The organism is Gordonia sp. NPDC058843 (assembly GCF_042743165.1).
GTDB lineage: Bacteria > Actinomycetota > Actinomycetes > Mycobacteriales > Mycobacteriaceae > Gordonia.
In genome coordinates, this window is the sequence record NZ_JBHYNC010000022.1 from 15,311 (window position 1) to 37,784 (window position 22,474).

Genomic DNA, 22,474 nt, shown 5'->3' on the forward strand with positions numbered 1-22,474 from the left:
AGCGCCGATTTAGCGGCGGTGCGACTCTGATGGCGACCCTGTCCGCCGACACCCGTCGCCGCGCGCTCGGCCGTCTGGCTACCGGTGAGCCGCTGGACCTCCTGGTCATCGGAGGCGGTGTCACCGGCGTGGGCGTTGCGCTCGACGCCGCGACCCGGGGTCTGCGGGTGGCTCTCGTCGAGAAGGACGATCTGGCTTCGGGCACCTCGCGGTGGAGCAGCAAGCTCGTCCACGGTGGCCTTCGCTACCTGGCCAGGGGCGATCTCCGGATCGCGCGCGAGAGCGCGATCGAGCGTCACCACCTGATGACCGCCATTGCTCCACATCTGATCGCCCCCCTCCGACAGATCATCCCCGATCGCGGCGGCCGACAGAGCTCGATCATCCGATTGGGACTCCGAGCGGGAGACGTGCTCCGACGCAACGCCGGCACCTCCGATCTCTTGTTGCCCCCACCGTCTCGGCTCTCGGCGCTGGAGACTCTCGGCCGCTGTCCGGCCGTGTCGCCCGACGGGCTACGCGGCGGGATCTCCGCCACCGACGGCCAGCTTATCGACGACGCGCGACTGGTCGTCGCCCTCGCGCGGACGGCCGCAGGCTACGGCGCAGCGATCTGCACCCGGGTGCGGGCCGAACGGGTGGACGGCCGCGGGGCCACCCTCACCGACCGGCAGACGGGTGACAGTTTCGACGTCGGCGCTCGGATGGTGGTCAACGCCACCGGTGTCTGGTCCGGCGGCGTCGACGGGGCGATCGGTGTACACCCCAGTCGCGGAACGCATCTAGTCGTCGACGCGGCGAGGCTGGGATTTCCCGACGCCGCGCTGATGAGCCCGCTGGGCACCTCGGTGTCACGGTTCGTCTTCGCGATACCCGCCCAACTGGGACGGGTCTACGTCGGTCTCACCGATGTCGCTGCGCCCGGACCCATCCCGGACGTCCCGACGCCGGACGAGTCGGAGATCGACTTCCTGCTCGACGCGATCAACCCGGCGCTCGGGCGGCCACTCGATCGGTCGGACATCGTGGGCACGTTCGCAGGTCTGCGACCGCTGGTCGACACCCGGGACGGCGGAGGTGGCCGCGACGCCGACGCGCTCGCCGACGTCTCGCGGCAGCATCACGTCGGTGTCCGCGGCGACGGCCTCGTCAGTGTCCTCGGCGGCAAGCTCACCACGTACCGGAGGATGGCGCAGGACGCCGTCGACGCCGCGCTGGCGACCACCGATCTGTCCGCCGGGGACTGCGTCACGAGCACGACTCCGCTGGTGGGGGCCCTGCGCAACCCACGCGAGCAGGGGCTACCGGCGTCGCTCGTACAGCGGTTCGGCGGGGAGGCACCCACCGTCGTCGACGCCGCCGTCCTCGACCGTCCCCTGGAGCCGATCGTCCCCGGCATCGACGTGACGCGCGCCGAGATCGAGTTCGCGATCAGTCATGAAGGGGCTCTCGACGCCGACGACATCCTGCACCGGCGCACCCGGATCGGACTCGTGGAGCGCGACGCCGACGCCGCACGCCCGGAGATCGAGCGGATCGTCGGTGAGATTCTCGGGTGAGGACGCTCCTCGGACCCCGGGGGGTCAGTAACCCATTGTGCGCAACGTGTCGGCGACGCGGTCGAGTTCGGTCCTGCGCACATCGAGGTGCGGGCTGATCCGAAGGACCGGTTGCTCGGTCGCCAGTGGTGCCCGCCAGGTGTCCGCGGCGGTCACCAGGACACCGAGTGAGAGCAACTTGTCGCGCGCGGCCGCGACGTCGTCGAACTGCCACCCGGGCGGCGGCGCGAGGGTGACGATCGCGGACGGCTCGTCGATCGGTTCGAGAACCTCCCAACTCGCGATGCCGTGGAGCCGTTCGCGTGTGGCCTTGCCGATCTTCGCGAGTTCGCGGAAGACGCGTTGCTGGCCGATCTCGAGCAGCTCGCGAACCGCGACACCGAGTCCGAGTCGTCCCGCGATGAAGGCCTCGGAACCGTCGATCTGCACGGGCCGCAACGAATCTCGACGCACCGCGACGAACCCGACGCCGCGCGGGCCGGTGAGCCACTTGCGGCTGGTGCCGTAGACGACGTCGGCTCCGGTGACGGTGGGGACATGGCCCACGGACTGTGCCATGTCGACGACCACGGGCACGCCGGCCCGGTGCGCGAGTTCGACGATGCGCGTGACCGGCTGCACCACACCGGACATCGAGCCGACGTGGCAGACGTGGATGAAGTCGGGCTGCTCGAACTGCAGCATGTTCTCGAGCGCGTCGGTGTCGACGTGACCGTAGACGTCACCGTCGGGCATGGTCCGGACCGCGTATCCGCGGCGCTCGAACTCCTCGAGATTGGGCCCGAATTCGTTCTTGGCCACCCACACGTTCGAGGTGACGGGCAGGCTCCAGTTGGTGAGAAGAGCGCGCAGTGCGGCACGGGCACTCTCGCGGAACACGACCTCGTCGCCGGTGTGCCCGATGAGCGCAGCGAGATTCCTTGTATCACGGGCGATTTCGTCGGCGCGATCATCGGCGGCGACGTAGGAACCGCGCTCGGTCTCCCGCCACAGGTGCGCGGTCATCGCGCCGATCAATGCGTACGACGAGCGGCCGGCCGAAGCAGAGTCGAGATGTGCCAGGGCTGGTTCGAGCCGGGCCGCGTGCCACTGCTCGCCGAGATCGCTGACATACATGGGCCACAACCTACCGGGTGGGTAGGTGCGTGGTCATCCGGCGGGTGCGGTCGGCGACGCACGGCGCGCGATGGCCTCGCCCGGGGGAACCGCACCGGGCCCCGCTGCGTCCAAGACCCCATGGACCCGGCGATCGAGTACTACTTCGGGACCGGCGACGGTCCGACGACGCGCTGGTCTGGCACCGCAGATCTCACGCTCGGGGACCCGCATTCGGGGTCCCTCGACGCCATCCGGCTCGACTTCGACGGCGACGGACGTCGCGACGACGCGATGTGGGACACCGACGCGGACGGTGTCGCCGACGTGGCCGCGCTCGACACCGACGACGACGGCGAGCCGGATGCCTTCTACCGCGACTCGGGGGCGGGGCTCTGGGACCGGCCTGCGGCGCGAACCGACCTCGCCGGCGAAGAGCTGCCGCGGCGCGACGTCCCCGACCGGAATCCGCGACCCCCGGCGGCGCATGTCACCCGGGTCGACCTCGACGACGACGGTGACCCCGACGCGGAGATCCTGGGAACCGACCGGGGCGGCCGGATCGTCGCTGAACGGCTGTACGTCGACTCCGACGGGGACGGCGGCCACGATGCGGTGCTGGTGGATGTGAACGGGGACGGGATCGCTGACGCGGCCTACGACAAGCGGGATCCGCGGTTCACGCGGCCGGGCCGGTGACGGTGGGCTGCACACTCTTCGGATCGTCGGACCCGTGTCCGCGCGGATGCAGGACGCGCACCGCGAGCATCCCGAGCAGGTACAGCACCACCCCGAGTACGACGAGCCCGGCGGCCCGGCCGTCGACGGGTATCGCGAGGGCCGCGACGGTCACCGCCCCCACGTAGGCGATGTTGAACACCGCGTCCTGGACCGAGAAGACCTGCCCGCGCACCGCGTCGTCGACGTCGACCTGCATGGCCACGTCGCCACAGAGCTTGGCGATCTGGCCGATGAGTCCGAGCACGAACGCCGAACCGCAGATGACCGCGAACTCGAAGCTCAGCACGGACAGTTCCGCGACCGCCCCGACTCCCAACGCGACGAGCAGCGTCGCGTATCGGCCCACGCGGGCCACCGCGATCGGGGTGACGATCGCGGCGAGGAGCGCTCCGGCGCCGGTGAACCCGATGACGACGCTGACCCGGTCGAGGCCGTCGCCGGGACCCATCTGGCGCGTCAGCACCAGGATCATCAAGGTGTTCATTCCGAAGACCAGCCGGTGGGCTCCGATCGCCGACAGAGCGGCGGCCACGGTCTTGTGGTGCACGACGGCGCGAGCGCCGTGCCACAGTCCGACGGAGACCGCGTGCAGCGCCGAGCGGCCCGGATCGTCGGGTTCGTCGGGTCCGAGCTGCAGGGGGCGGAATCCGTGCGCCAGACCGCCGGACACGATGGCCAGTACGATCCCGGCGAGCATCGTAAGTGCACTGCCGGTGTTGTCGTCGCCGAAGATCGCGCGGAGACCCAGCGTGACGCCGAGACCGACGGTGAGCATCGCGCCGCCCAGCGTCGTGAACAGCGCATTGGTGGCCACGAGGACCTCGCGCCGCGCGACGTGCGGCAATCCGGCGGACAACCCGGCGGCCACGAATCGGCTCGCACCCGTGGCGGCGAGGGCGGAGATCAGCACCACGACGTCGGGTGCGCCGGACGCGACCGCGAGCGCGACGAGTCCGATGATCAGCCCGCGCAAGAGGTTCGCGTACAGCAGGACGTTGCGGCGATCCCAGTGGTCGAGCAACGCTCCTGCGAACGGACCGATGAGCGAGTACGGCAGCAGGAGCACCGCCAGACCACCGGCCACGGCGAGCGGATCGGCGTGGCGCTCGGGGTTGAACAGAATGCTCCCGACCAGCGCGGCCTGGAAGATCCCGTCGGTGATCTGGCTCGACAGTCGGACCGACAACAACCGGCCCAGGCCCGGCGAGGAACGGAGGGAGTGGACGAACACCGACCACCCGCGTTGGTCACGGGTCGTCTGGGTGCTGCTCACTGATCCAGGGTACCGAGCTGACGCCGGGTCTCGTCGGCCACGGACGTGCGATGATGGTCGGGTGGCCGGAGGTGAAGACGCAGACGATCCCACACCGGAATCCCGTCCCGGAGAACAGTCGGCGGGTAGCGGTGGTGGTGCCCGCATGCCCGGGGTCCCGTGGGACGCCGACCCCACGCCGCGGGTTCGTCCGGGCACCGCGCTGATCGCGTCGACCGACCTCGTCGAACCCACTTTCGCGCGCACCGTCATCTACGTCATCGAGCACAACGAGTCGGGCAGTCTGGGCGTCATCCTCAATCGGATGAGCCAGACCGCCATCCACAATCTGCTGCCGCAGTGGACCGACATCGCGGCGTCGCCGCGCGCCCTCTACGTCGGTGGACCGGTGAACCAGGAAGCTGCGCTGTGCCTGGGTGTGGTGAAACCCGGCACCGACATCGACGACGTGCCGGCCCTGCGTCCGGTGGACGGTCGGGTCGTCCTCGTCGACCTCGACACCGACCCCGAGTTTCTCGCCGATGTCCTCGAGGGCGTCCGAATCTTCGCCGGGTACAGCGGCTGGGGAATCGGGCAGCTCGATGACGAACTCGACCAGTTCAGCTGGATGGTCGCCTCGGCACTCCCCCGCGATCTGCTCGCCCCGCCGGCGTCGGATGTGTGGTTCGACGTACTGCGCAGGCAGGCCTGGCCCAGACCGCTCCTCGCGACCCACCCGATCGATCTCAGCCTGAACTGAGCCGGCCAACCGATCGGTGATGCTGAGCGTTCCCTGAGATACCCGGTGATCCATGTCACCCGCGAGGTGTTAGGTTGTGGACGCTTGATCACAAGCTCGCTGGATCAACCGTGGTTTCTCCAGCGCATGACATGCGGGGGTGTGCATGAGCGGGTCGAAGAGTGTCCGGGTTCTCGTCGGGGTGGTCCTGGCCGTGGTCGCGCTGGTCGCGCCGATCGCTGTCGCGGGAGCCGCGCCGGTCGGACCCACCGGCGGAGCCGACGCGGCGCGATGGGCGGCGAGCCACGACGGCCCGCAACCGTACGCCGGCGTCAACGTCAGCTGGGACGTACCGATCCGGATGAGCGACGGCACGGTGCTCCGTGCGAACGTGTACCGCCCGGCCGACATCCGCGAGCGTCCGACGTCGACGAAGACGCCGGTCATCGTCAACATGACTCCCTACACCAAGCTGATCACCACAGTCGGATCCGCGGTGATGCAGAACCCGGTCCTCGAGCCCTACCTGCTGCAGCTCGCGCGATCGATCAACCTGTCCGGCACACCGATCGACGGCATCACCGACATCGCGCACACCATCCGCGACGGTGGCGCGAAGACCTTCCTCGTCGACTTCGACCTCGTCCGCAGCGGATACACGCAGGTCGTGGTGGACGTCCGGGGCACGGGCTTCTCGCAGGGTGTCTGGGACGTGTTCCAGTCGCGGGAGCAGCGCGACACCATCGAGGTGATCGACTGGGCGTCGAAGCAGCGGTGGTCCAACGGCAAGGTCGGCATGTCGGGTGTGTCGTATTCGGCGATCAATCAGATCCAGGCCGCCAACAAGAACCCGGAAGCGCTCAAGGCGATCTTCCCGGTCGAACCCGGCGGCGACCTGATCCGCGACATCGTCGCCCCGGGCGGTGCTCTCGGCATCGGATTCCTGCCGCTGTGGCTGACGTTGGTCAACACCACCAAGATGATCCCGAACGTCGCGTCGATGCTGAACGGGACCTTCGACTGGAAGTGGCTGGCGGACCGGATCTCCGACCCGTTCACCTTCTACCCCCAGCTGTTCGCGGCGCTCCTGACCCCCGACATCCCGTCCGTGCCGCCGAACCTGAAGGCATTGCTGGACAACAATTCCGAACCAAGAACTGCGTGGCTCGACCATGCGGATCGCATCACCACGCCGACGCTCATCTACGGCGGGTGGTTCGATCTGTTCACCAACAGTGAAGTCCGGATGTACAACAAGATCCCGTTGCCGCCCGGCAAGAAGCAACTGATCATGAGCGACGGCTATCACCTCACGATCGGCGGCGGCCAAGAAGGCCGGCGGAACACCCCGCCCCGGTTGGACGTCCTGCAGAAGGCGTGGTTCGACAAGTGGCTCAAGGGAATCGACAACGGTGTCGACTCCTACGGGCCCGTCAACCTCAAGCAGGTCGGCGACTCATGGATCACCGCGAAGCAGTTCCCCCGTGCCGGGATGGAGCGGCAGCGGTTGTACCTCGGCGACCGCCGCAGCGGCACGGCGGCGCACGCGGTCCGCGACGGCAGTCTGACCCCGGCGCCCTCCACGTCCCGTGCGCGCATGACGATCGCTCCCGGACTGGCCACCATGTGTTCGCGTGACGCGGCACAGCAGCTGGCCGGTGCGCTCGCGATCTTCCCGTTCTGCGCCGACGACGCACGCATCTCCGAGCGCGCCGCATTGTCGTTCACCACTCCCCCGCTGACCACGACGCGCAGCGTGTCCGGTTACGCCAACGTGCGGTTGAACACCGTGCTCGACGCGACGGACGGGTACTGGACCACGACCCTGAACGACGTCGCCCCCGACGGGACGTCGAAGGTGCTCACCTCTGGCCAGGTGATGGCGTCGCTGCGCGGGTACGACAGGGCGGCATCGCAGTTCGCGCCCAACGGTGACGTGATCGACCCGTTCTACGAGCTGACGCTGGCATCGCGGCAGCCCGTGGTGCCGGGCCGGCCGGTCAGCGTCGACATCGGTCTGTTGCCGACGGAGGCCCTCATCAAGCCGGGGCATCGTTTGCGGATCGACGTGTTCGCGATGAACTTCCCGCGCGGTCTGCCCCTGCGTCCGCTGCTGAACGAGTCCGGCCTGCGCCCGCAGCACATCCAACTCGACCCGAATCGGCCGAGCTTCGTGAACCTGCCGTTGTCGACGCCGGTGGGCCGGCCCGTCCCCACTGCTCCCTAGCCCGAAAGAGCCACACACCCTCTGGTCCCTAATCCGAAAACACCGCATAACCCCTGGTCCCTAATCCGAAAACACCGCATAACCCCTGCTCCCTGAGGTGCGAGGAGCGCAAGCGACGAGCCTCGAAGGGCCTGGTGAGACACGTCGCTACACCCTTCGAGGCTCGCTTCGCTCGCACCTCAGGGAGCATGGATTTCGGACACTCAAGAGTGTTCTTTCGTGGTCCACGACGGCCGCCAGGCCGCAGATACTGAGGTGCGAGGAGCGCAAGCGACGACCGCCCCGCGTCACGAAGGGTCTGCCACGCATCTCACCAAGACCCTTCGTGAAGCTCGCTCCTCAGGGAGCCGGCGTCGGCGCGCCGGCCGCTTCGGCGTCGTCGGCCTCGCGCCCATACCGCGTGGCCAGCCACGAGCAGATCATGAGCTGGATCTGGTGGAAGATCATCAGCGGCAGCACGATGAGGCCGACGGTGGTCCCGGCGAAGAGGACGGTCGCCATCGGCAGGCCGGTGGCGAGGCTCTTCTTGGTGCCGCAGAACTGGATGGCGATCGTGTCGGCGCGGTCGAAGCCGAGGCGTTTCGGGAGCCAGCCGGTGATCGCGAGCATCACCAGGACGAGCAGTAGCGAGATGACGGTCACGGCGATCACCTGACCCACGCCGACCGTCGACCAGATGCCTTGGACGACTCCCTCGCTGAACGCGACGTAGACCACGAGCACGATGGCGCCGCGGTCGGCCAGTTTGGTGATCTTCGCGTGCCGGGTGAAGAACGGGCCGACCCATCTGCGGGCGAGCTGGCCGAGCAGGAACGGCACCAGGATCTGCGCGACGATCTTGAGCACGGACGTCGCGTCGATGCTGATGTCGCCGGCGTTCTGCATCAGCGCGACCACCAGCAGCGGGGTCAGGAAGACACCGAGGATGTTCGACGTGGACGCGCTGACGATGGCACCGGCGATGTTGCCCCTGGCCATCGAGGTGAAGGCGATGGAGGACTGGACCGTCGAGGGGACCAGGCACAGGAACAGCAGGCCGGCGTAGAGATCCTCGCCGATCAGCGGCTCGACGACCGGCTCGAGCGCGAGCCCCACGATCGGGAACACGATGAACGTGAACGCGAGGATCGTGACGTGGAGGCGCCAGTGCCGGAGACCTTCGAGTGCCTCGCGCGGGTGCAGTCGGGTGCCGTAGAGGAAGAACAGCGCGGCGATCGCGAAGATGACCACCCAGTCGAGTGCCTCCGCTGCTGCTCCGCGCACGGGCAGGAACGCGGCGACGACAACGGCGATGATGATGGCCAGGATGAAACCGTCGATCGGTGAACGATCGAGGAGATTCTTGAGAGTACGCATGGATGTGCCCCGAGATCAGTGATGTGAAGCGACGCCGGCCGGCTCAGGCCTGGGCGGAGTCGCTCGCGCAGACGCCGCGCAACGAGCAGGCACCGCAGCTGCTGGTGCCGCAATCAGCCGGGCCGGAGGAGTCCTCATCGGCGGCGTGACCGTGGGCGTCGCCGCCCGAACAGCAGGAACAGCCGTCCTCGTCGGCGGGTACGGCTGCCGCGGCGCGTACGCCGATGCCGCTGACCAGTCCGATCACCACGAGCGCGACCACCAGCGCGACGAGCCCGAAGGCCAGTGCCCACCCACCCGGGACGGCTAGGGTCGCGATGCCGCCCAGCGCCAGGATAAGACTTGCGCCGAGGGTGCCCGGTCCGGCGATGCGGTTGGCGATGCGGAACGCCTCGTCGGATCGCATGGTCTCCGCTGAGCGGACGCCGATCCAACGATTGCGCGGGAGGGTGCCGCGGAGTCCCCGGATTCCTACCACCGCCCAGAGTCCGGCCAGCACGAAGAGCAGTACGGCAACGGCGACGGACACGGCATTCACGACCCACAGCATACGACCGTGCGTCGTACAGGGGTGAATCGGTATCGGTCGAGGCGGTGCCGACCACAGCGAGAGCGACCGGGTTGGGGAGCTACGACCGACAGGATTTACCCTGGTCGCGTGACTTCAGCCGAGAAGACGAGCGGCGACACCGCCGGTACGACCGCACACCGCTACACGGCGTCGGTCGCCGGCGAGATCGAGCAGCGCTGGCAGCAGACCTGGTCCGACGAGCACGCCTACGAGGCGCCGAATCCCGTCGGGCCGCTGGCCGGTGACCTGTCGGCGTTCGGCGGCGGCGACGCGACCGCTGCCGACAAGCTCTTCGTGCAGGACATGTTCCCCTACCCGTCCGGTGCGGGCCTGCACGTCGGACACCCACTCGGCTTCATCGCCAGCGACGTCTTCGCCCGCTACCAGCGGATGACCGGCAAGAACGTGCTGCACACGATGGGCTTCGACTCCTTCGGACTGCCCGCCGAGCAGTACGCCGTGCAGACCGGCACCCATCCACGCACCACCACCGATCAGAACATCGAGCGCTACCTCGGCCAGATCCGGCGCCTGGGCCTCGGCCACGACGAGCGTCGTCGGGTGGCCACCACCGATGTCGACTTCTACCGCTGGACCCAGTGGATCTTTCTGCAGATCTACAACTCCTGGTACGACGCCGATCCGGGCAAGGCCCGGCGCATCTCCGAGTTGGTCGACGAATTCGCAGCCGGCGCACGAACGTTGGGCGGAAAGCACGAGGGGCGCGACTGGGCCGACCTCTCCCCCGCCGAGCGCACCGAGGTCCTCGACGACCATCGTCTGGTGTACCTGAGCGATTCGCTTGTCAACTGGTGCCCGGGACTGGGCACCGTGCTGGCCAACGAGGAGGTCACCGCCGACGGACGCAGTGATCGCGGCAACTTCCCCGTGTTCCGGAAACACCTGCGGCAGTGGATGATGCGGATCACCGCGTACTCCGACCGGTTGCTCGACGATCTCGATCTGCTGGACTGGCCCGACAAGGTCAAGTCCATGCAGCGCAACTGGATCGGGCGCTCGCGCGGCGCCCAGGTGCGCTTCGACGTGCCCGGCGTAGGTGGTATCGAGGTGTTCACCACCCGTCCCGACACGCTCTTCGGCGCCACCTACATGGTCCTCGCTCCAGAGCATCCCCTGGTCGACGAGCTGACCGCAGTCGAATGGCCGTCGGGCACCGACGACCGCTGGACCCGTGGTGCGGCCGATCCTGCGACCGCGATCGCCGAGTACCGCGCGTCGATCGCTGCGAAGTCCGATCTCGAGCGCCAGGAGAACAAGGAGAAGACGGGCGTCTTCACCGGCAGCTTCGCGGTGAATCCTGTGAACGGCGAACGGGTTCCGGTGTTCGTCGCCGACTACGTCCTGATGGGTTACGGTACCGGTGCGATCATGGCGGTTCCGGCGCACGACGCCCGTGACCACGAGTTCGCGACGGTGTTCGGACTGCCGATCCGCGAGGTGATCGGCTCCGACACAGACATCACCGCAGAGGCCTATGTGGGCGACGGTCCCCTGGTGAACTCCGGATTCCTGGACGGCCGCAACGTCGAAGACGCGAAGGCGGCGATCGTCGAGCGTCTCGAGGCCGACGGTGTGGGTACCGGCCGGATCCAGTACAAGCTGCGCGACTGGCTGTTCGCGCGTCAGCGGTACTGGGGCGAGCCCTTCCCGATCGTCTACGACGCGGCAGGTCAGCCGCATGCGCTACCCGAAACGTTGTTGCCGGTGGAGCTTCCGGAGGTCGAGGATTACGCGCCGGTGTCCTTCGACCCCGACGACGCGGACAGTGAGCCGTCGCCTCCGCTGGCCAAGGCGGCCGAGTGGATGACGGTGGAACTCGATCTGGGTGACGGCGTGCAGACCTACACCCGGGACGCCAACGTCATGCCCCAGTGGGCGGGCAGTTCGTGGTACCAGTTGCGCTACATCGACCCGACCAACTCGGAAACCCTGTGCGCCAAGGAGAACGAAGCGTACTGGATGGGTCCCCGTCCGGATCTGCACGGCGAGAACGACCCGGGGGGCCTCGACCTCTACATCGGTGGCGTCGAGCACGCGGTCCTGCATCTGCTGTACTCGCGCTTCTGGCACAAGGTCCTGTTCGACCTGGGTTACGTCACCAGCCGGGAGCCGTACCGAAAGCTGTTCAACCAAGGCATGATCCAGGCCTACGCCTACACCGATTCGCGCGGCGTCTATGTACCCGCCGAAGAGGTCACCGAGGAGAACGGCGAGTTCTTCTACAACGGTGAGAAGGTCCGCCAGGAGTACGGCAAGATGGGCAAGTCACTGAAGAACTCGGTGACCCCCGATGACATCTGCCGCGACTACGGTGCCGACACCCTGCGTGTCTACGAGATGTTCATGGGCCCGCTCGACCAGTCACGGCCATGGGCAACCAAGGACGTGGTGGGCTCGCAGCGCTTCCTGCAACGCATCTGGCGCCTCGTCGTCGATGAGGAGTCCGGTGCGCTACGGGTGGCCGACGCCGAACTCGACGACGACACGAAACGGTTGCTGCACAAGACGATCGCTGGGGTCCGCGAGGACTACGACGCGCTGCGCAACAACACTGCGGTCGCCAAGCTGACGGTGCTCACCAACCATCTCACCAAGAACTTCGAGAAGACCGGCGCGCCGAGGGAAGCCGTCGAATCGCTGGTCACCATGCTCGCTCCCCTGGCGCCGCACATCGCCGAGGAGCTGTGGCATCGACTGGGTCACGCCACCCTCGTGGTGCGGACCCCGTTCCCGGCGGCCGACGAGTCATGGCTTGTCGAGGACACCGTCGAGATCCCGGTTCAGGTCAAGGGCAAGGTCCGCAGCCGCATCACCGTGGCCGCCGACGCCGATGAGGACACCCTGCGTGCCACCGCGCTCGCCGACGAGAAGATCGCCGCGATCCTCGACGGTGCCGAACCCCGCAAGGTCATCGTGGTGCCCGGCCGGATGGTCAACATCGTCCCCTGACGGCGCCCCTCCGCTCCTGCTCCCTGATCTGAAAGAACCGCATAACCCCTGGTCCCTAATCCGAAAGAACCGCATAACCTCTGCTCCCTAATCCGAAAGAACCGCATAACCCCTGATCCCTGAGGTGCGAGGAGCGCAAGCGACGAGCCTCGAAGGGCCTGGTGAGACACGTTGCGAGACCCTTCGTGGCTCGCTTCGCTCGCACCTCAGGGAGCATGGATTTCGAACACTCACGAGTGTTCTTTCGTGGTCCACGACGGCCGCTAGGCCGCAGATACTGAGGTGCGAGGAGCGATAGCGGCGAGCCACGAAAGGTCGGCGACGTATCTCGCCATGACCCTTCGAGACGGCCTCCGCAGGCTCCGGCCTCCTCAGGAGCAGAGGTCGGGCCCGCAGGCTCCGGCCTCCTCCGGGAGCAAGAGATTGGCGCTCGCTCCTCGGGCAGCGGCGCGCCCCGATCTACTTCGGCGGGAGCTTGCGCGCGTAGTCGGAACCGATGGCGATCCAGCGGGAGAGTTGGCGGTCGGTGGCGATGCCTGCGTCGTCGACGCGAAGCCATCCCCGGAGCTCGCGCTCGGACATCACCATCGGGCGGGTGTGCGGGTACTCGAGCAGGCTCGCCGTCTCTTCGGGTGCGACTCGAACCATGATCCCGCCCTTGCCGCTGGCGGCGACGGCCATGTTGCCGTTGATCAGGAAGGCCAGCCCGCCGAACATGGCCTTCTCGTCGAGGCGGCACTCGGTCGCCAGCAGAGCGCGGATGCGGTAGGCCAGTTCCTCGTCGTACGCCACCGGTCCAGGCTATTCGGCTTCGGTCACGAACCGGGACTTGGCAACCAACTTACTGGGCAGTAAGGTGCTGACATGGCGATCAACCTGGAGCTCCCGAAGAAGTTCGATTCGACGGTCGAGCGCACCCACATGGCTGCCGAGCACCTCTTCCGGCCGATCTCGCGCAAGTACGACCAGGCCGAACACGAGTACCCGGTCGAGCTCGACGAGCTGGCGAAGCTCGCCAAGCAGGGCCGATCCTCGGAGAAGTCCGCTGATACCGATGGGTCGGCGTCCGACGCGCCGTCGGTGAACGGCGCCAACATGCGTGGACTGCTCTCCGCGCTGGAGATGAGCTGGGGCGATGTCGGGCTACTGCTCTCCATCCCGGGTCAGGGTCTCGGCAACGCGGCGATCGCGGCGGTGGCCAACCCCGAGCAACTCGAGCGGTTCGGAGATGTGTGGGCGGCGATGGCCATCACCGAGCCGAGCTTCGGCTCCGATTCGGCGGCGGTGTCCACTACTGCGACCCTCGACGGCGACGACTACATCCTGAACGGCGAGAAGATCTTCGTGACCGCTGGGTCACGCGCCGACCACGTCGTCGTGTGGGCGACCATCGACAAGAGCGTCGGGCGCGCCGCCATCAAGAGCTTCGTCGTGCCCATGACCACCGAGGGCGTGACCGTTGCCCGCCTCGAGCACAAGCTGGGCATCAAGGCCTCCGACACGGCAGTCATCCGGTTCGAGAACGCGCGGGTTCCTGCCGACAACCTGCTGGGCTCGCCGGAGATCGACACCAAGAAGGCCTTCGGCGGGGTCATGCAGACCTTCGACAACACGCGGCCGGTCGTCGCGGCTATGGCCATCGGACTCGGTCGCGCTTCCCTGGAGGAGCTGCGTCGAATGCTGGAGGAGGCGGGCCACGATATCGACTACGACCGTCCCGCCGCGTCGCAGCACGCGACCGTCGCCGAGTTCATCCGACTCGAATCCGACTGGGAGGCATCGTGGTTGCACACGGTGCGGGCGGCGTGGATGGCGGACAACAAGCAGCCGAACTCGACCGAGGCCTCGATGTCCAAGGCGAAGGCCGGCCGGACCGTCACCGACATCACCAACAAGACGGTCGAAATCGGCGCCACCGCAAGCTATTCCGAGACCTCGCTGGTGGAGAAGTGGGCGCGCGACTCGAAGATCCTCGACATCTTCGAAGGCACGCAGCAGATCCAGCAGCTGATCATCGCGCGGCGTGTGTTGGGTAAGACGTCGGCGGATTTGAAGTAGTGGTTCTGGATCCGCGAAACCTAATGCGGTGACCCGACAAATCTCGGATGCCCAAGTGTGACGATGGGGGAGGAAGAGGGCCAAGACCGGCGCCCTGACCGAGGACTCCATCCATCGGAGGTGGTGTGGGATGACCGCACCCGCCAATATCACGATCGATCCGTCGCTCGTGGACGTGTACAAGGATCTCCACCGGCATCCCGAGCTCGGTTTCCGAGAACATCGGACCGCTTCGATCGTGGCCGATCGCCTGGAGGCCGCCGGTGTCGAGGTCACAACGGGGGTGGGGAAGACCGGGGTCGTGGGCGTCCTGCAAAACGGGGACGGACCGACGATCGCGCTGCGCGCCGACATCGACGCACTCCCGGTCCGTGAGGACACCGGTCTCGACTACGCCAGCACGGTGACCGCCACCGACGACGCCGGCAAGTCGGTCCCGGTGGGGCATGCATGCGGCCACGACCTCCACACCACGTGCCTGCTCGGGGCTGCGGCGGTCCTGGCTGCGAACACCCGAGGGTGGTCTGGCACGCTGATCCTGGTCTTCCAGCCTGCGGAAGAGCTCGGTGCCGGCGCGCAGGCGATGGTCGACGACGGCCTGTGGGACCGATTCGCGCGACCCGACGTGGTAATGGGCCAGCACGTGGCCCCGCTGCCCGCGGGCAAGATCGCGGGCCACCCAGGTGCCTCGTATGCGGGCTCGGATTCGTTGCGGGTCCGTCTCGTCGGCCGTGGAGCGCACGGATCCATGCCCGAGGCCTCCGTCGACCCGATCGTCCTGGCGGCGTCTACGGTACTGCGGCTGCAGACCATTGTCTCCAGGGAGATCCCGAGCACCGCGACCGCTGTGCTGACGGTCGGCTCGATCCATGCCGGCGACGCGGCGAACGTGATCCCCGGTGCGGCCGAGATCCAGCTGAACATCCGCAGTTACGACGAGGGCGTCCGCCGCAAGATTCTCGACGGTGTCGAACGCATCGTCCGGGGGGAGGCCGCTGCCTCGGGAGCGCCCGACGAACCGACGGTCACCGAGATCGAACGGTTCCCCGTGGTCACGAACGACGCTGACGCACTGGGCAAGACCCTCGAGACATTCGCCGGGTGGCTCGGGGAGGGCAACATTCTCGACCCCGGGGCCGGTGCGGGCAGTGAGGATGTCGGCATCCTTGCAACGAGTTGCGGTGCACCACTGTCGTATTGGTTGCTCGGGGGTGCGGACCCGTCGTTGTTCACCACCGGTGACATGACCGACCCGGCACTGCTGACGGTGCCGTCCAACCATTCACCGCACTACGCGCCGGTCATCGACCCGACCTTGCCGATCGGGGTTCGCGCGCTGGTGCATGCCGCGCGTACGTGGCTCGGTCCAGGTATCTGACCGACGTTCACACCCGAGCGATCAGCCACTCGGCGATGATGTGGGCGTTCTGTCGATCGGTTGCCACTCCCGCGTGTCCGGTGAACCGGTCGGCATACGACACCGGTACGCCCGCGCGTCGATACGTGTCGACCAGTCCCGACACCAGGGGTGCCGGGGACACTGTGTCCACGGTGCCCGAGTCGATTCGTACCGGAACTCCGCGCGGGAAGCGGAGTGCGGCAACGTCGTTGGCGCGGAGGATCGTCAGCAGCGCCTCCTTCATCTCGGCGCCGCGTGGTCCGAGGAGCTGCGCGGGAGCGAGGCCGCCGAACGAGTCCGGTGCGGTCAGATCGGCGTAGCAGCGGGTCTCCACCTGCGGTCGGAGCTGCTGGGCTTCGACACTGAGACCGCCGTTGTCCATCAGCTTGTCGAAGGCGGGATCTGCTGCGGCCGCGCCGCTTCCGATCAACGCGGCCAGCCCCATGAGTTCGTTGATGGCCGGTCCGGCGATCGGGACATTCGATGCGCCGTCGAGAAGAGCGGCGATCTGCGTCGGCGGTGCCAGCGCCGACACCGCGCGCAGACGTAGATCTCCCCACTCCGACGACGGCCGGGCAGCGGCCGACAAAGCGGCGACAGCACCCTCGGAGTGACCGGCCACGACGACGTCACGACCGATCCGCGGATCGTGCCCGGCCGCGGCGAGCGCCATGTCGATCGTCGACCGCGCGAGCGAATCCCGGATGAGGTAGGGGTGTGGACCCGGCTCGCCGATGCCCTCGAAGTCCGGCCGGGCCACGGCGAATCCGGCGTCGAGCAGACGCGAGACGATGGCGTCACCGGAGGTCATCCGGGGTAGCTCGGTGTGGTCGGAGTGCGCGGTCGAGGGGGCGCAGTCGTCGGCGGCACCGACCGTCATGTGGTTCCAGACGGCCAGCGGCCAGCCCCCGGCGGGCGGCGGTGTCTGCGGTGTCAGGACGGTACCCGACATCACCGTGGGCACTCCCCGGATCGACGTCGAGGTGTACCGCACGCGAAGCGTCGAATCAGCATGGGGGAGAGCAACAGTCCGTTCTGTCACCACCTCGGTGTCGACGATGCGAGGCACCACGCGTTCGACGGTCGACGACCCGCCGGCCGGCGCGGCCCACGACGGGACGGCACCCGTCAGAACTGCGGCGCACACCACCCCGGCGGTGAGCAAGCCGCGGAACAGCCGTCGACCACCGCCTGGTCTCGTGTCCGTCGCAAGAAGGGTCGGAACCGTCACTCGAGCAGCGTAGCCGCGATGAATGCGTCGCGCGCCGAGGTCAAACGGCCGCGGCACGGATCATCGCAGCAGACGTTCCCGCAGTTCGGCTTCGCGTGCCAGCCGTTCGGTGTCGCGGCGCCGGCGCTCGGCCATGATCGCCGACAACACGTCCTCGAATGGGGCACCGGGCGGGGGAGGGGGCGCGACGAACGGCGCGACGTCGAACACGATCCGACGGGCGGCATGCGCCCGCGGTTCGGGTTTCATGCCGTGCCGGCCGTCGAGGAACTGGCGGACGACCACCGCGAGCGGGTCGGGGAGTGCGGCCATGTCGGCCGAGACGGCCCACGACACGAGGCCCGGCGGCATCTCGATGGGTGCCTGGTCGACGAGCTTGTGGCGGTCTCGGATCACGTAGGTGCCGGCAAGGAGGTCACCCAGACGCTTGTTCCGGCGCGAGATGGCCGCCGAGATCAGCGCCGGGAGTCCGAGGCAGGCGTAGAGCTCGACGAAGCCGATGAGGGCGCGGGTCAGCGAGTGCCGGAAGCCGGTCGGGCCGGCATCATCTCGGACCGTTCGCAGGCCGAGGATCAGGTGGCCGACGGACTTGCCCGGGGTGACCGTCTCCAGCAGCGTCGGCAGCGCGACGACGGCGAGAATCGGGATCAGTGTGTTGATGGTGCCCCGCCAGGCGTCGCTCGCCTCGCCGGCGACCTTGAACGACAGCCACCACAGGAACAACCACAGCCCGAAGCCCAGCAGGACGTCGATGATGCCGGAGAGGATCCGGTAGCCGAGGCTCGCCGGCGGGAGTGCGAGGGCGACGGCCTCGCCGGAGACCAGGTCGTTTCGTCCGACGCCGACCGTGGTCGTGGCGCCGGCACCCCAGGCCGTCGGACCGGGGCGACCGGCGACGGGTGCACCGGGGCCCGCGGGGGGTCGAGGCGGCACAGGGTGAGTCGGCACGCCTCACCCTACGACGCGCCGCCGCGCCGCGACGGTGGGAACACACAGCCGCGACGTCCGCTGAATGACACCTGCCGCGGTTGCGAGAACGCCGGATACGCTGGCCGAGTGGATCTCGACGCCTATGTGTCCGCGCACCGCGCGACGTGGGAACGGCTCGACGTGCTCTCCCGCCGCCGCCGACTCACCGGTGCCGAGGCCGACGAGATGATCGACACCTACCAGCGGGTGGCCACCCACCTGTCGGTCATCCGCTCGACCGCGCCCGATGCGTCGCTCGTGGCGTACCTGTCGGCTCTGCTGGCGCGTGCCCGCGGTCGCGCGACCGGGACCCGCGTCAGTACGCCGGTGATGGTGATCGAGTTCTTCACCCGGTCGTTCCCGGCTGCCCTGTACCGAATGCGCTGGTGGTGGCTCTCGGTGATGGGTGGGTCGCTGGGTGCGGCTGCAGTCATGACGTGGTGGGTGCTCGAGCACCCGCGTATCGAGAGTTCTTTCGCATCACCCGGAGAGATCGAACGACTCGTCACCAACGACTTCGAGAACTACTACAGCGAATTCGAGGCGACGTCGTTCGCCGCGCGCGTGTGGACCAACAACTTCTGGCTCGCCGCACTGTGTATCGCGTTGGGCGTCTTCGGCTTCCCGGTCATCTGGATGCTCTACACGAACATCCTGAACCTGGTGGTCGTCGCGTCGATCATGATCCGTCACGGCCGTGGTGACCTGTTCTTCGGACTGATCCTGCCGCACGGGATGCTCGAACTCACCTGCCTGTTCGTCGCCGCGGGCGTGGGTCTGCGCATCTTCTGGGCGTGGGTGTCCCCGGGAGACCGAACGCGTACAACGGCCCTCGGGGAGGAGGGCCGGGCAGCGGTCGGGGTCGCACTCGGTCTGGTGGTCGTGCTGTTGCTGTGCGGGGTCATCGAAGCGTTCGTCACCCCGTCCTCGCTGCCGACGTGGGCCCGGATCGGCATCGGTGTGACGGCGTGGTCGCTGTTCATGGCGTACGTCTTCGTCGCCGGACGTCGCGCTCACGACTACGGCGACACCGGTGATCTCGACGAGGCCGACCGCGGGCTGACCGTGCCGACGGTGCGATAACGCCTGTCGGGGTTCGGCCACGATGGGTCGACGCCTACGATCACCGGGAGAGTCGACGACGACGAAGGGGAACACTCTGATGGCCACTCGTAAGGGATCACTGGACGCTGTCTCGCTGCTGGGCGGCGGACTGGCCGCTACCGGAGTGGCGCACTTCGTGGCGCCGCAGGCGTTCGCCTCGATCACCACGCCGGTGTTCCCCGACGACACCACCACGTGGACCTACCGCAACGGTGCCTGCGAGACCGCCATCGGTCTTGCGCTGGTGTCGCCCCGCACCCGACGACTGGGTCTGGCGGGGCTCACCGGGTACGTAGGGTTCCTCGGCTACCGGGCTGTGCTCGCGAAGAAGTGACGCCAGTGGCGACGCCCCCTCCGCTCCCTGAGGTGCGAGGAGCGATAGCGACGCCCCCCCTCCGCTCCCTGAGGTGCGAGGAGCGATAGCGACGCTCCCCTCCGCTCCCTGAGGTGCGAGGAGCGATAGCGACGAGCCTCGAAGGGTCTCGCGACGGATCTCACCAGGACCCCTCGTGATGCTCGCAAGCTCGCTCCTCAGAGGCGGGGTAAGCCGTTCGTTCGAGATCGAATCGGCCCGCACGGAATCAGATCCGTCCGAACTCCGCCATCGCGTCGTCGAGGGTCATGCCATTGCGGATCGCGGCGGGGTTGACGATGACACCGTCGTCCGCGCACTCATCCGCTCTCGCGTGCGAGGCGCCTCATGTGTCCTGGCGTGTGCGCATCCGCACGCGGCGGAACGCAGTGAACAGGACGACGACGGCCAGGACGCCGTAGAGGACCCAGGTGATCGCGCTGCCCACCAGCACGCTCGGATCTCCGCCGCTCGACATCATCGCGTTGCGCAGGCTGGTCTCGGCCAGGGGGCCGAGGACGACGCCGATCATGACGGGTGCGAGCGGGAAACCGTAGCGGCGCAGCAGATATCCGACAAAGGCGATCGCGATGACCAGGATGAGGTCGGTGATCGCGGCCGAGGTCGCGTAGACACCGAGGACGCAGAACACCGCGATGCCTGCATAGAGGTAGTGCCTGGGGATCAGCAGCAGTTTGGCCCAGATCGCGGCGAACGGCATGTTGAGGATCAGCAGCATGACCAGTCCGATGAACAGGCTGGCGATGAGTGTCCAGACGAGGTCGGCATTGCGCTCGAAGAGCAGCGGACCGGGCTGCAGGCCGTACTGCTGGAACGCGGCCAGCATGATCGCCGCGGTCGCGGACGTCGGCAAGCCCATGGCGAGAAGCGCACCCATCGCGGTGCCCGACGTCGCGTTGCCCGCGGCCTCGGGTCCGGCCACGCCGCGGATGGCGCCTTGCCCGAACTGGGGGTCGGGTCGCTTACGGTCCAGACGCCGCTCGGCGCCGTAGGCGAGGAATGTGGGCACCTCCGCGCCGCCGACCGGGATGACGCCGAACGGAACACCGAAACCGGTGCCGCGCAACCATGCTGGGAGGGCTTCACGGAACTCGGCGCGCTTGAGGAAGGGACGTCCGATGACGGCGTCGGCGTCGGGGGCACGCGTGCGATGGATGCGAGACGCGACGTAGATGACCTCGCCCAGGGCAAGGGTGCCGACCGTGATGACGATGATGCTGATGCCGTCGAACAGTTCAGGTGCGCCCATGGTGAAGCGCTGGGTGCCTGAGATCCCGTCGATACCGACGACCGCGAGGATCAGACCGATCAGGAGTCCGGTCAGACCTTTGATGACGGAGTCGGAGACCACCGAGGCGATCGCGATGAAGGCGAAGACGGCGAGTGCGAAGTACTCGGCGGGACCGAACTGGATGGCGAGCTCGGCGAGTTTGGGTGCGAAGAACACGACGATGGTGGTCGCGATCATGCCGCCGATGAAGGCGCCGATGGCGGCGGTCGCGAGCGCCTGCGCGGCCCGGCCGCGCTTGGCCATCCGGTGGCCCTCGAATGATGTTGCGATGGCGGTGGACCCACCGGGTGTATTCATCAGGATGCCCATGGTGGAGTCGCCGAAGAGACCGCCGAAGTACACGCCGGCGAACATGATGAACGCGGCGGTGGGGTCGAGGGTGAAGGTCACCGGCAGCAGGAGCGCGACGGCCATCGCCGAACCGAGACCCGGGAGCACGCCCACCGCGGTGCCGAGCAGCGCACCGATGAAGACCCAGAGCAGGTTCATCGGCGTGAGCGCCTGGGAGAAGCCGTCGAGCAAGAGCGAGATGTTGTCCATCAGAACAGGCCTCCGAGAATTCCGGCGGGCAGGTTCAGCCCGAGGCCGGCCGAGAAGAACGCCTGCACGGCGCAGGAGACGACGAGGGACACCGCGATGTCGAGGCCCGGCCGCTTCGAGCCCATGGCATAGGCGACGATCCAGAAGAGTAGCGCGGCGGACAGAATCCATCCCAGAGGGATCAGCAGCACGGTGAAGGCAATGAGTCCAGCGAGGACGAGACCCATTGCACGCCAGTCGCTCTGCGTTCGCCACTGTCCGGTCTCAGGTGGCACGATGTCGGGGTCGGGCTCGTCGGGATGACGCAGGGTCTGCACTGTCAGCAGGCCGGCGATGGCGTAGGAGCAGATCGCCAGGATGACCGGGAAGAAGGCCGGACCGGGCGTTGCGGCGCTACCCGGGATCTCCATGCCGATGATGCCGACGGTCAGGTAGACGGCGAGTGCGAGCATCAGACCCGCGACGACCAGCCCGCTTCGTCCGGTGAGCGGGCCACGCGCACGTTCTGGTCTGCGGTCGCCGTCGAGCGGTGCGGCCGGCTGGGCCGCCGCGTTGTCAGTCGTCATGATGTGATGCCTTCACTGCCAGTACCGGAACCTCGGCATCGATGAGGATGCGCTGCGCGTTCGACCCGAGCAGGAGTTTCCCGACGCGGGATCGACGGCGCAGGCCGACGACGATGAGTTCGGCGGAGAGTTCCTCGGACACGTCGATGAGTTCGGCGGCCGGGTCGGAGTCTTCGCGGCGATGGCCGATCCATCGGACCTCGGTGGCGTTGACCGCGTTGTCGACCCGGGCGAAGTCGGGCTCGGTGATGCTGCCGCCGTCTTCGACAGCGGGGGTGTCCATGTCGAAGACGATCAGTTGTGAGTTCTCGCTGCTTGCCAGGCGCCGGCCGTGCTCGAGCGCCGCGAGACCTTCCGGGGTGTGGGCGAAGGCGACGAGGATGGTCATGGTGTCTCCGTGATGTCGTGTGGGCGAGAGGTTGTGCTGGACGTG

The 22,474-nt window shown here is 67.8% G+C and carries 19 protein-coding genes; 9 read left to right on the forward strand and 10 right to left on the reverse strand.

What is annotated here, in order from left to right:
• The first annotated feature begins 29 nt into the window (after nucleotides 1-29).
• The gene (locus ACFW3F_RS15385; RefSeq protein WP_388058757.1) at nucleotides 30-1,559 is read left to right on the forward strand and encodes a glycerol-3-phosphate dehydrogenase/oxidase; all 1,530 of its coding nucleotides are present in this window, start codon (nucleotides 30-32) and stop codon (nucleotides 1,557-1,559) included.
• 24 nt (nucleotides 1,560-1,583) lie between these two features.
• On the opposite strand, the gene ACFW3F_RS15390 is transcribed toward ACFW3F_RS15385, so the two are convergent.
• Nucleotides 1,584-2,675, reverse strand: coding sequence for an aminotransferase class V-fold PLP-dependent enzyme (locus ACFW3F_RS15390; RefSeq protein ID WP_388058759.1), 1,092 nt, complete (start codon nucleotides 2,673-2,675; stop codon nucleotides 1,584-1,586).
• A gap of 120 nt (nucleotides 2,676-2,795) precedes the next feature.
• Here ACFW3F_RS15390 and ACFW3F_RS15395 point away from each other — a divergent pair, with 120 nt between their 5' ends.
• Nucleotides 2,796-3,353, forward strand: a complete 558-nt coding sequence (locus ACFW3F_RS15395) for a hypothetical protein (protein ID WP_388058761.1) — start codon at nucleotides 2,796-2,798, stop codon at nucleotides 3,351-3,353.
• On the opposite strand, the gene ACFW3F_RS15400 is transcribed toward ACFW3F_RS15395, so the two are convergent.
• The gene (locus ACFW3F_RS15400) at nucleotides 3,334-4,668 is read right to left on the reverse strand and encodes an MFS transporter (protein WP_388058763.1); all 1,335 of its coding nucleotides are present in this window, start codon (nucleotides 4,666-4,668) and stop codon (nucleotides 3,334-3,336) included. The genes ACFW3F_RS15395 and ACFW3F_RS15400 overlap by 20 nt on opposite strands.
• 145 nt (nucleotides 4,669-4,813) lie before the next feature.
• Between ACFW3F_RS15400 and ACFW3F_RS15405 the strand changes: the two genes are divergently transcribed.
• Nucleotides 4,814-5,407 (forward strand): YqgE/AlgH family protein, encoded by a 594-nt coding sequence (locus ACFW3F_RS15405; RefSeq protein ID WP_388058856.1) that lies wholly within the window; start codon nucleotides 4,814-4,816, stop codon nucleotides 5,405-5,407.
• Between the two features lie 145 nt (nucleotides 5,408-5,552).
• Complete coding sequence (locus ACFW3F_RS15410) at nucleotides 5,553-7,613, forward strand: CocE/NonD family hydrolase (RefSeq protein WP_388058765.1); 2,061 nt, start codon at nucleotides 5,553-5,555, stop codon at nucleotides 7,611-7,613.
• A 339-nt stretch (nucleotides 7,614-7,952) separates the two neighbouring features.
• Here ACFW3F_RS15410 and ACFW3F_RS15415 read toward each other — a convergent pair whose 3' ends face one another.
• Complete coding sequence (locus ACFW3F_RS15415; RefSeq protein ID WP_388058767.1) at nucleotides 7,953-8,969, reverse strand: bile acid:sodium symporter family protein; 1,017 nt, start codon at nucleotides 8,967-8,969, stop codon at nucleotides 7,953-7,955.
• Nucleotides 8,970-9,012: 43 nt separating this feature from the next.
• Nucleotides 9,013-9,519, reverse strand: a complete 507-nt coding sequence (locus tag ACFW3F_RS15420) for an SdpI family protein (protein ID WP_388058768.1) — start codon at nucleotides 9,517-9,519, stop codon at nucleotides 9,013-9,015.
• Nucleotides 9,520-9,627: 108 nt separating this feature from the next.
• On the opposite strand from ACFW3F_RS15420, the gene leuS reads away from it, so the two are divergent.
• Nucleotides 9,628-12,510 (forward strand): leucine--tRNA ligase, encoded by a 2,883-nt coding sequence (gene leuS, locus ACFW3F_RS15425; RefSeq protein ID WP_388058770.1) that lies wholly within the window; start codon nucleotides 9,628-9,630, stop codon nucleotides 12,508-12,510.
• Nucleotides 12,511-12,969: 459 nt separating this feature from the next.
• Here leuS and ACFW3F_RS15430 read toward each other — a convergent pair whose 3' ends face one another.
• The gene (locus ACFW3F_RS15430; RefSeq protein ID WP_388058772.1) at nucleotides 12,970-13,302 is read right to left on the reverse strand and encodes a TfoX/Sxy family protein; all 333 of its coding nucleotides are present in this window, start codon (nucleotides 13,300-13,302) and stop codon (nucleotides 12,970-12,972) included.
• Between the two features lie 72 nt (nucleotides 13,303-13,374).
• On the opposite strand from ACFW3F_RS15430, the gene ACFW3F_RS15435 reads away from it, so the two are divergent.
• Nucleotides 13,375-14,568 (forward strand): acyl-CoA dehydrogenase family protein, encoded by a 1,194-nt coding sequence (locus ACFW3F_RS15435; protein WP_388058774.1) that lies wholly within the window; start codon nucleotides 13,375-13,377, stop codon nucleotides 14,566-14,568.
• Between the two features lie 130 nt (nucleotides 14,569-14,698).
• Nucleotides 14,699-15,946 carry an amidohydrolase gene (locus ACFW3F_RS15440; protein ID WP_388058776.1) on the forward strand — a complete coding sequence of 416 codons (1,248 nt, stop codon included), beginning with the start codon at nucleotides 14,699-14,701 and terminating at the stop codon, nucleotides 15,944-15,946.
• 7 nt (nucleotides 15,947-15,953) lie between these two features.
• Here the strand turns inward: ACFW3F_RS15440 and ACFW3F_RS15445 are convergent, their stop codons facing one another.
• A complete protein-coding gene (locus ACFW3F_RS15445) occupies nucleotides 15,954-17,198 on the reverse strand; it encodes a lipase family protein (RefSeq protein ID WP_388058778.1) in 1,245 nt (414 codons plus the stop codon).
• A gap of 60 nt (nucleotides 17,199-17,258) precedes the next feature.
• The gene (locus tag ACFW3F_RS15450; RefSeq protein WP_388058780.1) at nucleotides 17,259-18,146 is read right to left on the reverse strand and encodes an RDD family protein; all 888 of its coding nucleotides are present in this window, start codon (nucleotides 18,144-18,146) and stop codon (nucleotides 17,259-17,261) included.
• Between the two features lie 108 nt (nucleotides 18,147-18,254).
• Between ACFW3F_RS15450 and ACFW3F_RS15455 the strand changes: the two genes are divergently transcribed.
• A complete protein-coding gene (locus ACFW3F_RS15455; RefSeq protein WP_388058782.1) occupies nucleotides 18,255-19,250 on the forward strand; it encodes a stage II sporulation protein M in 996 nt (331 codons plus the stop codon).
• A 79-nt stretch (nucleotides 19,251-19,329) separates the two neighbouring features.
• On the forward strand, nucleotides 19,330-19,605 hold the full coding sequence (locus tag ACFW3F_RS15460) for a hypothetical protein (protein WP_388058784.1): 276 nt from the start codon (nucleotides 19,330-19,332) through the stop codon (nucleotides 19,603-19,605).
• Nucleotides 19,606-19,969: 364 nt separating this feature from the next.
• Here ACFW3F_RS15460 and ACFW3F_RS15465 read toward each other — a convergent pair whose 3' ends face one another.
• Genes ACFW3F_RS15465 through ACFW3F_RS15475 form a run of 3 tightly spaced genes read right to left on the reverse strand, consistent with a single transcriptional unit; the run spans nucleotide 19,970 to nucleotide 22,429 of the window.
• The gene (locus ACFW3F_RS15465) at nucleotides 19,970-21,475 is read right to left on the reverse strand and encodes a tripartite tricarboxylate transporter permease (RefSeq protein ID WP_388058786.1); all 1,506 of its coding nucleotides are present in this window, start codon (nucleotides 21,473-21,475) and stop codon (nucleotides 19,970-19,972) included.
• Nucleotides 21,475-22,041 (reverse strand): tripartite tricarboxylate transporter TctB family protein, encoded by a 567-nt coding sequence (locus tag ACFW3F_RS15470; protein ID WP_388058788.1) that lies wholly within the window; start codon nucleotides 22,039-22,041, stop codon nucleotides 21,475-21,477. Before ACFW3F_RS15470 ends, ACFW3F_RS15465 begins: the two co-directional genes overlap by 1 nt.
• A complete protein-coding gene (locus ACFW3F_RS15475) occupies nucleotides 22,031-22,429 on the reverse strand; it encodes a universal stress protein (protein ID WP_388058790.1) in 399 nt (132 codons plus the stop codon). The genes ACFW3F_RS15470 and ACFW3F_RS15475 overlap by 11 nt, the downstream gene beginning before the upstream one ends.
• Nucleotides 22,430-22,474: the final 45 nt, after the last annotated feature.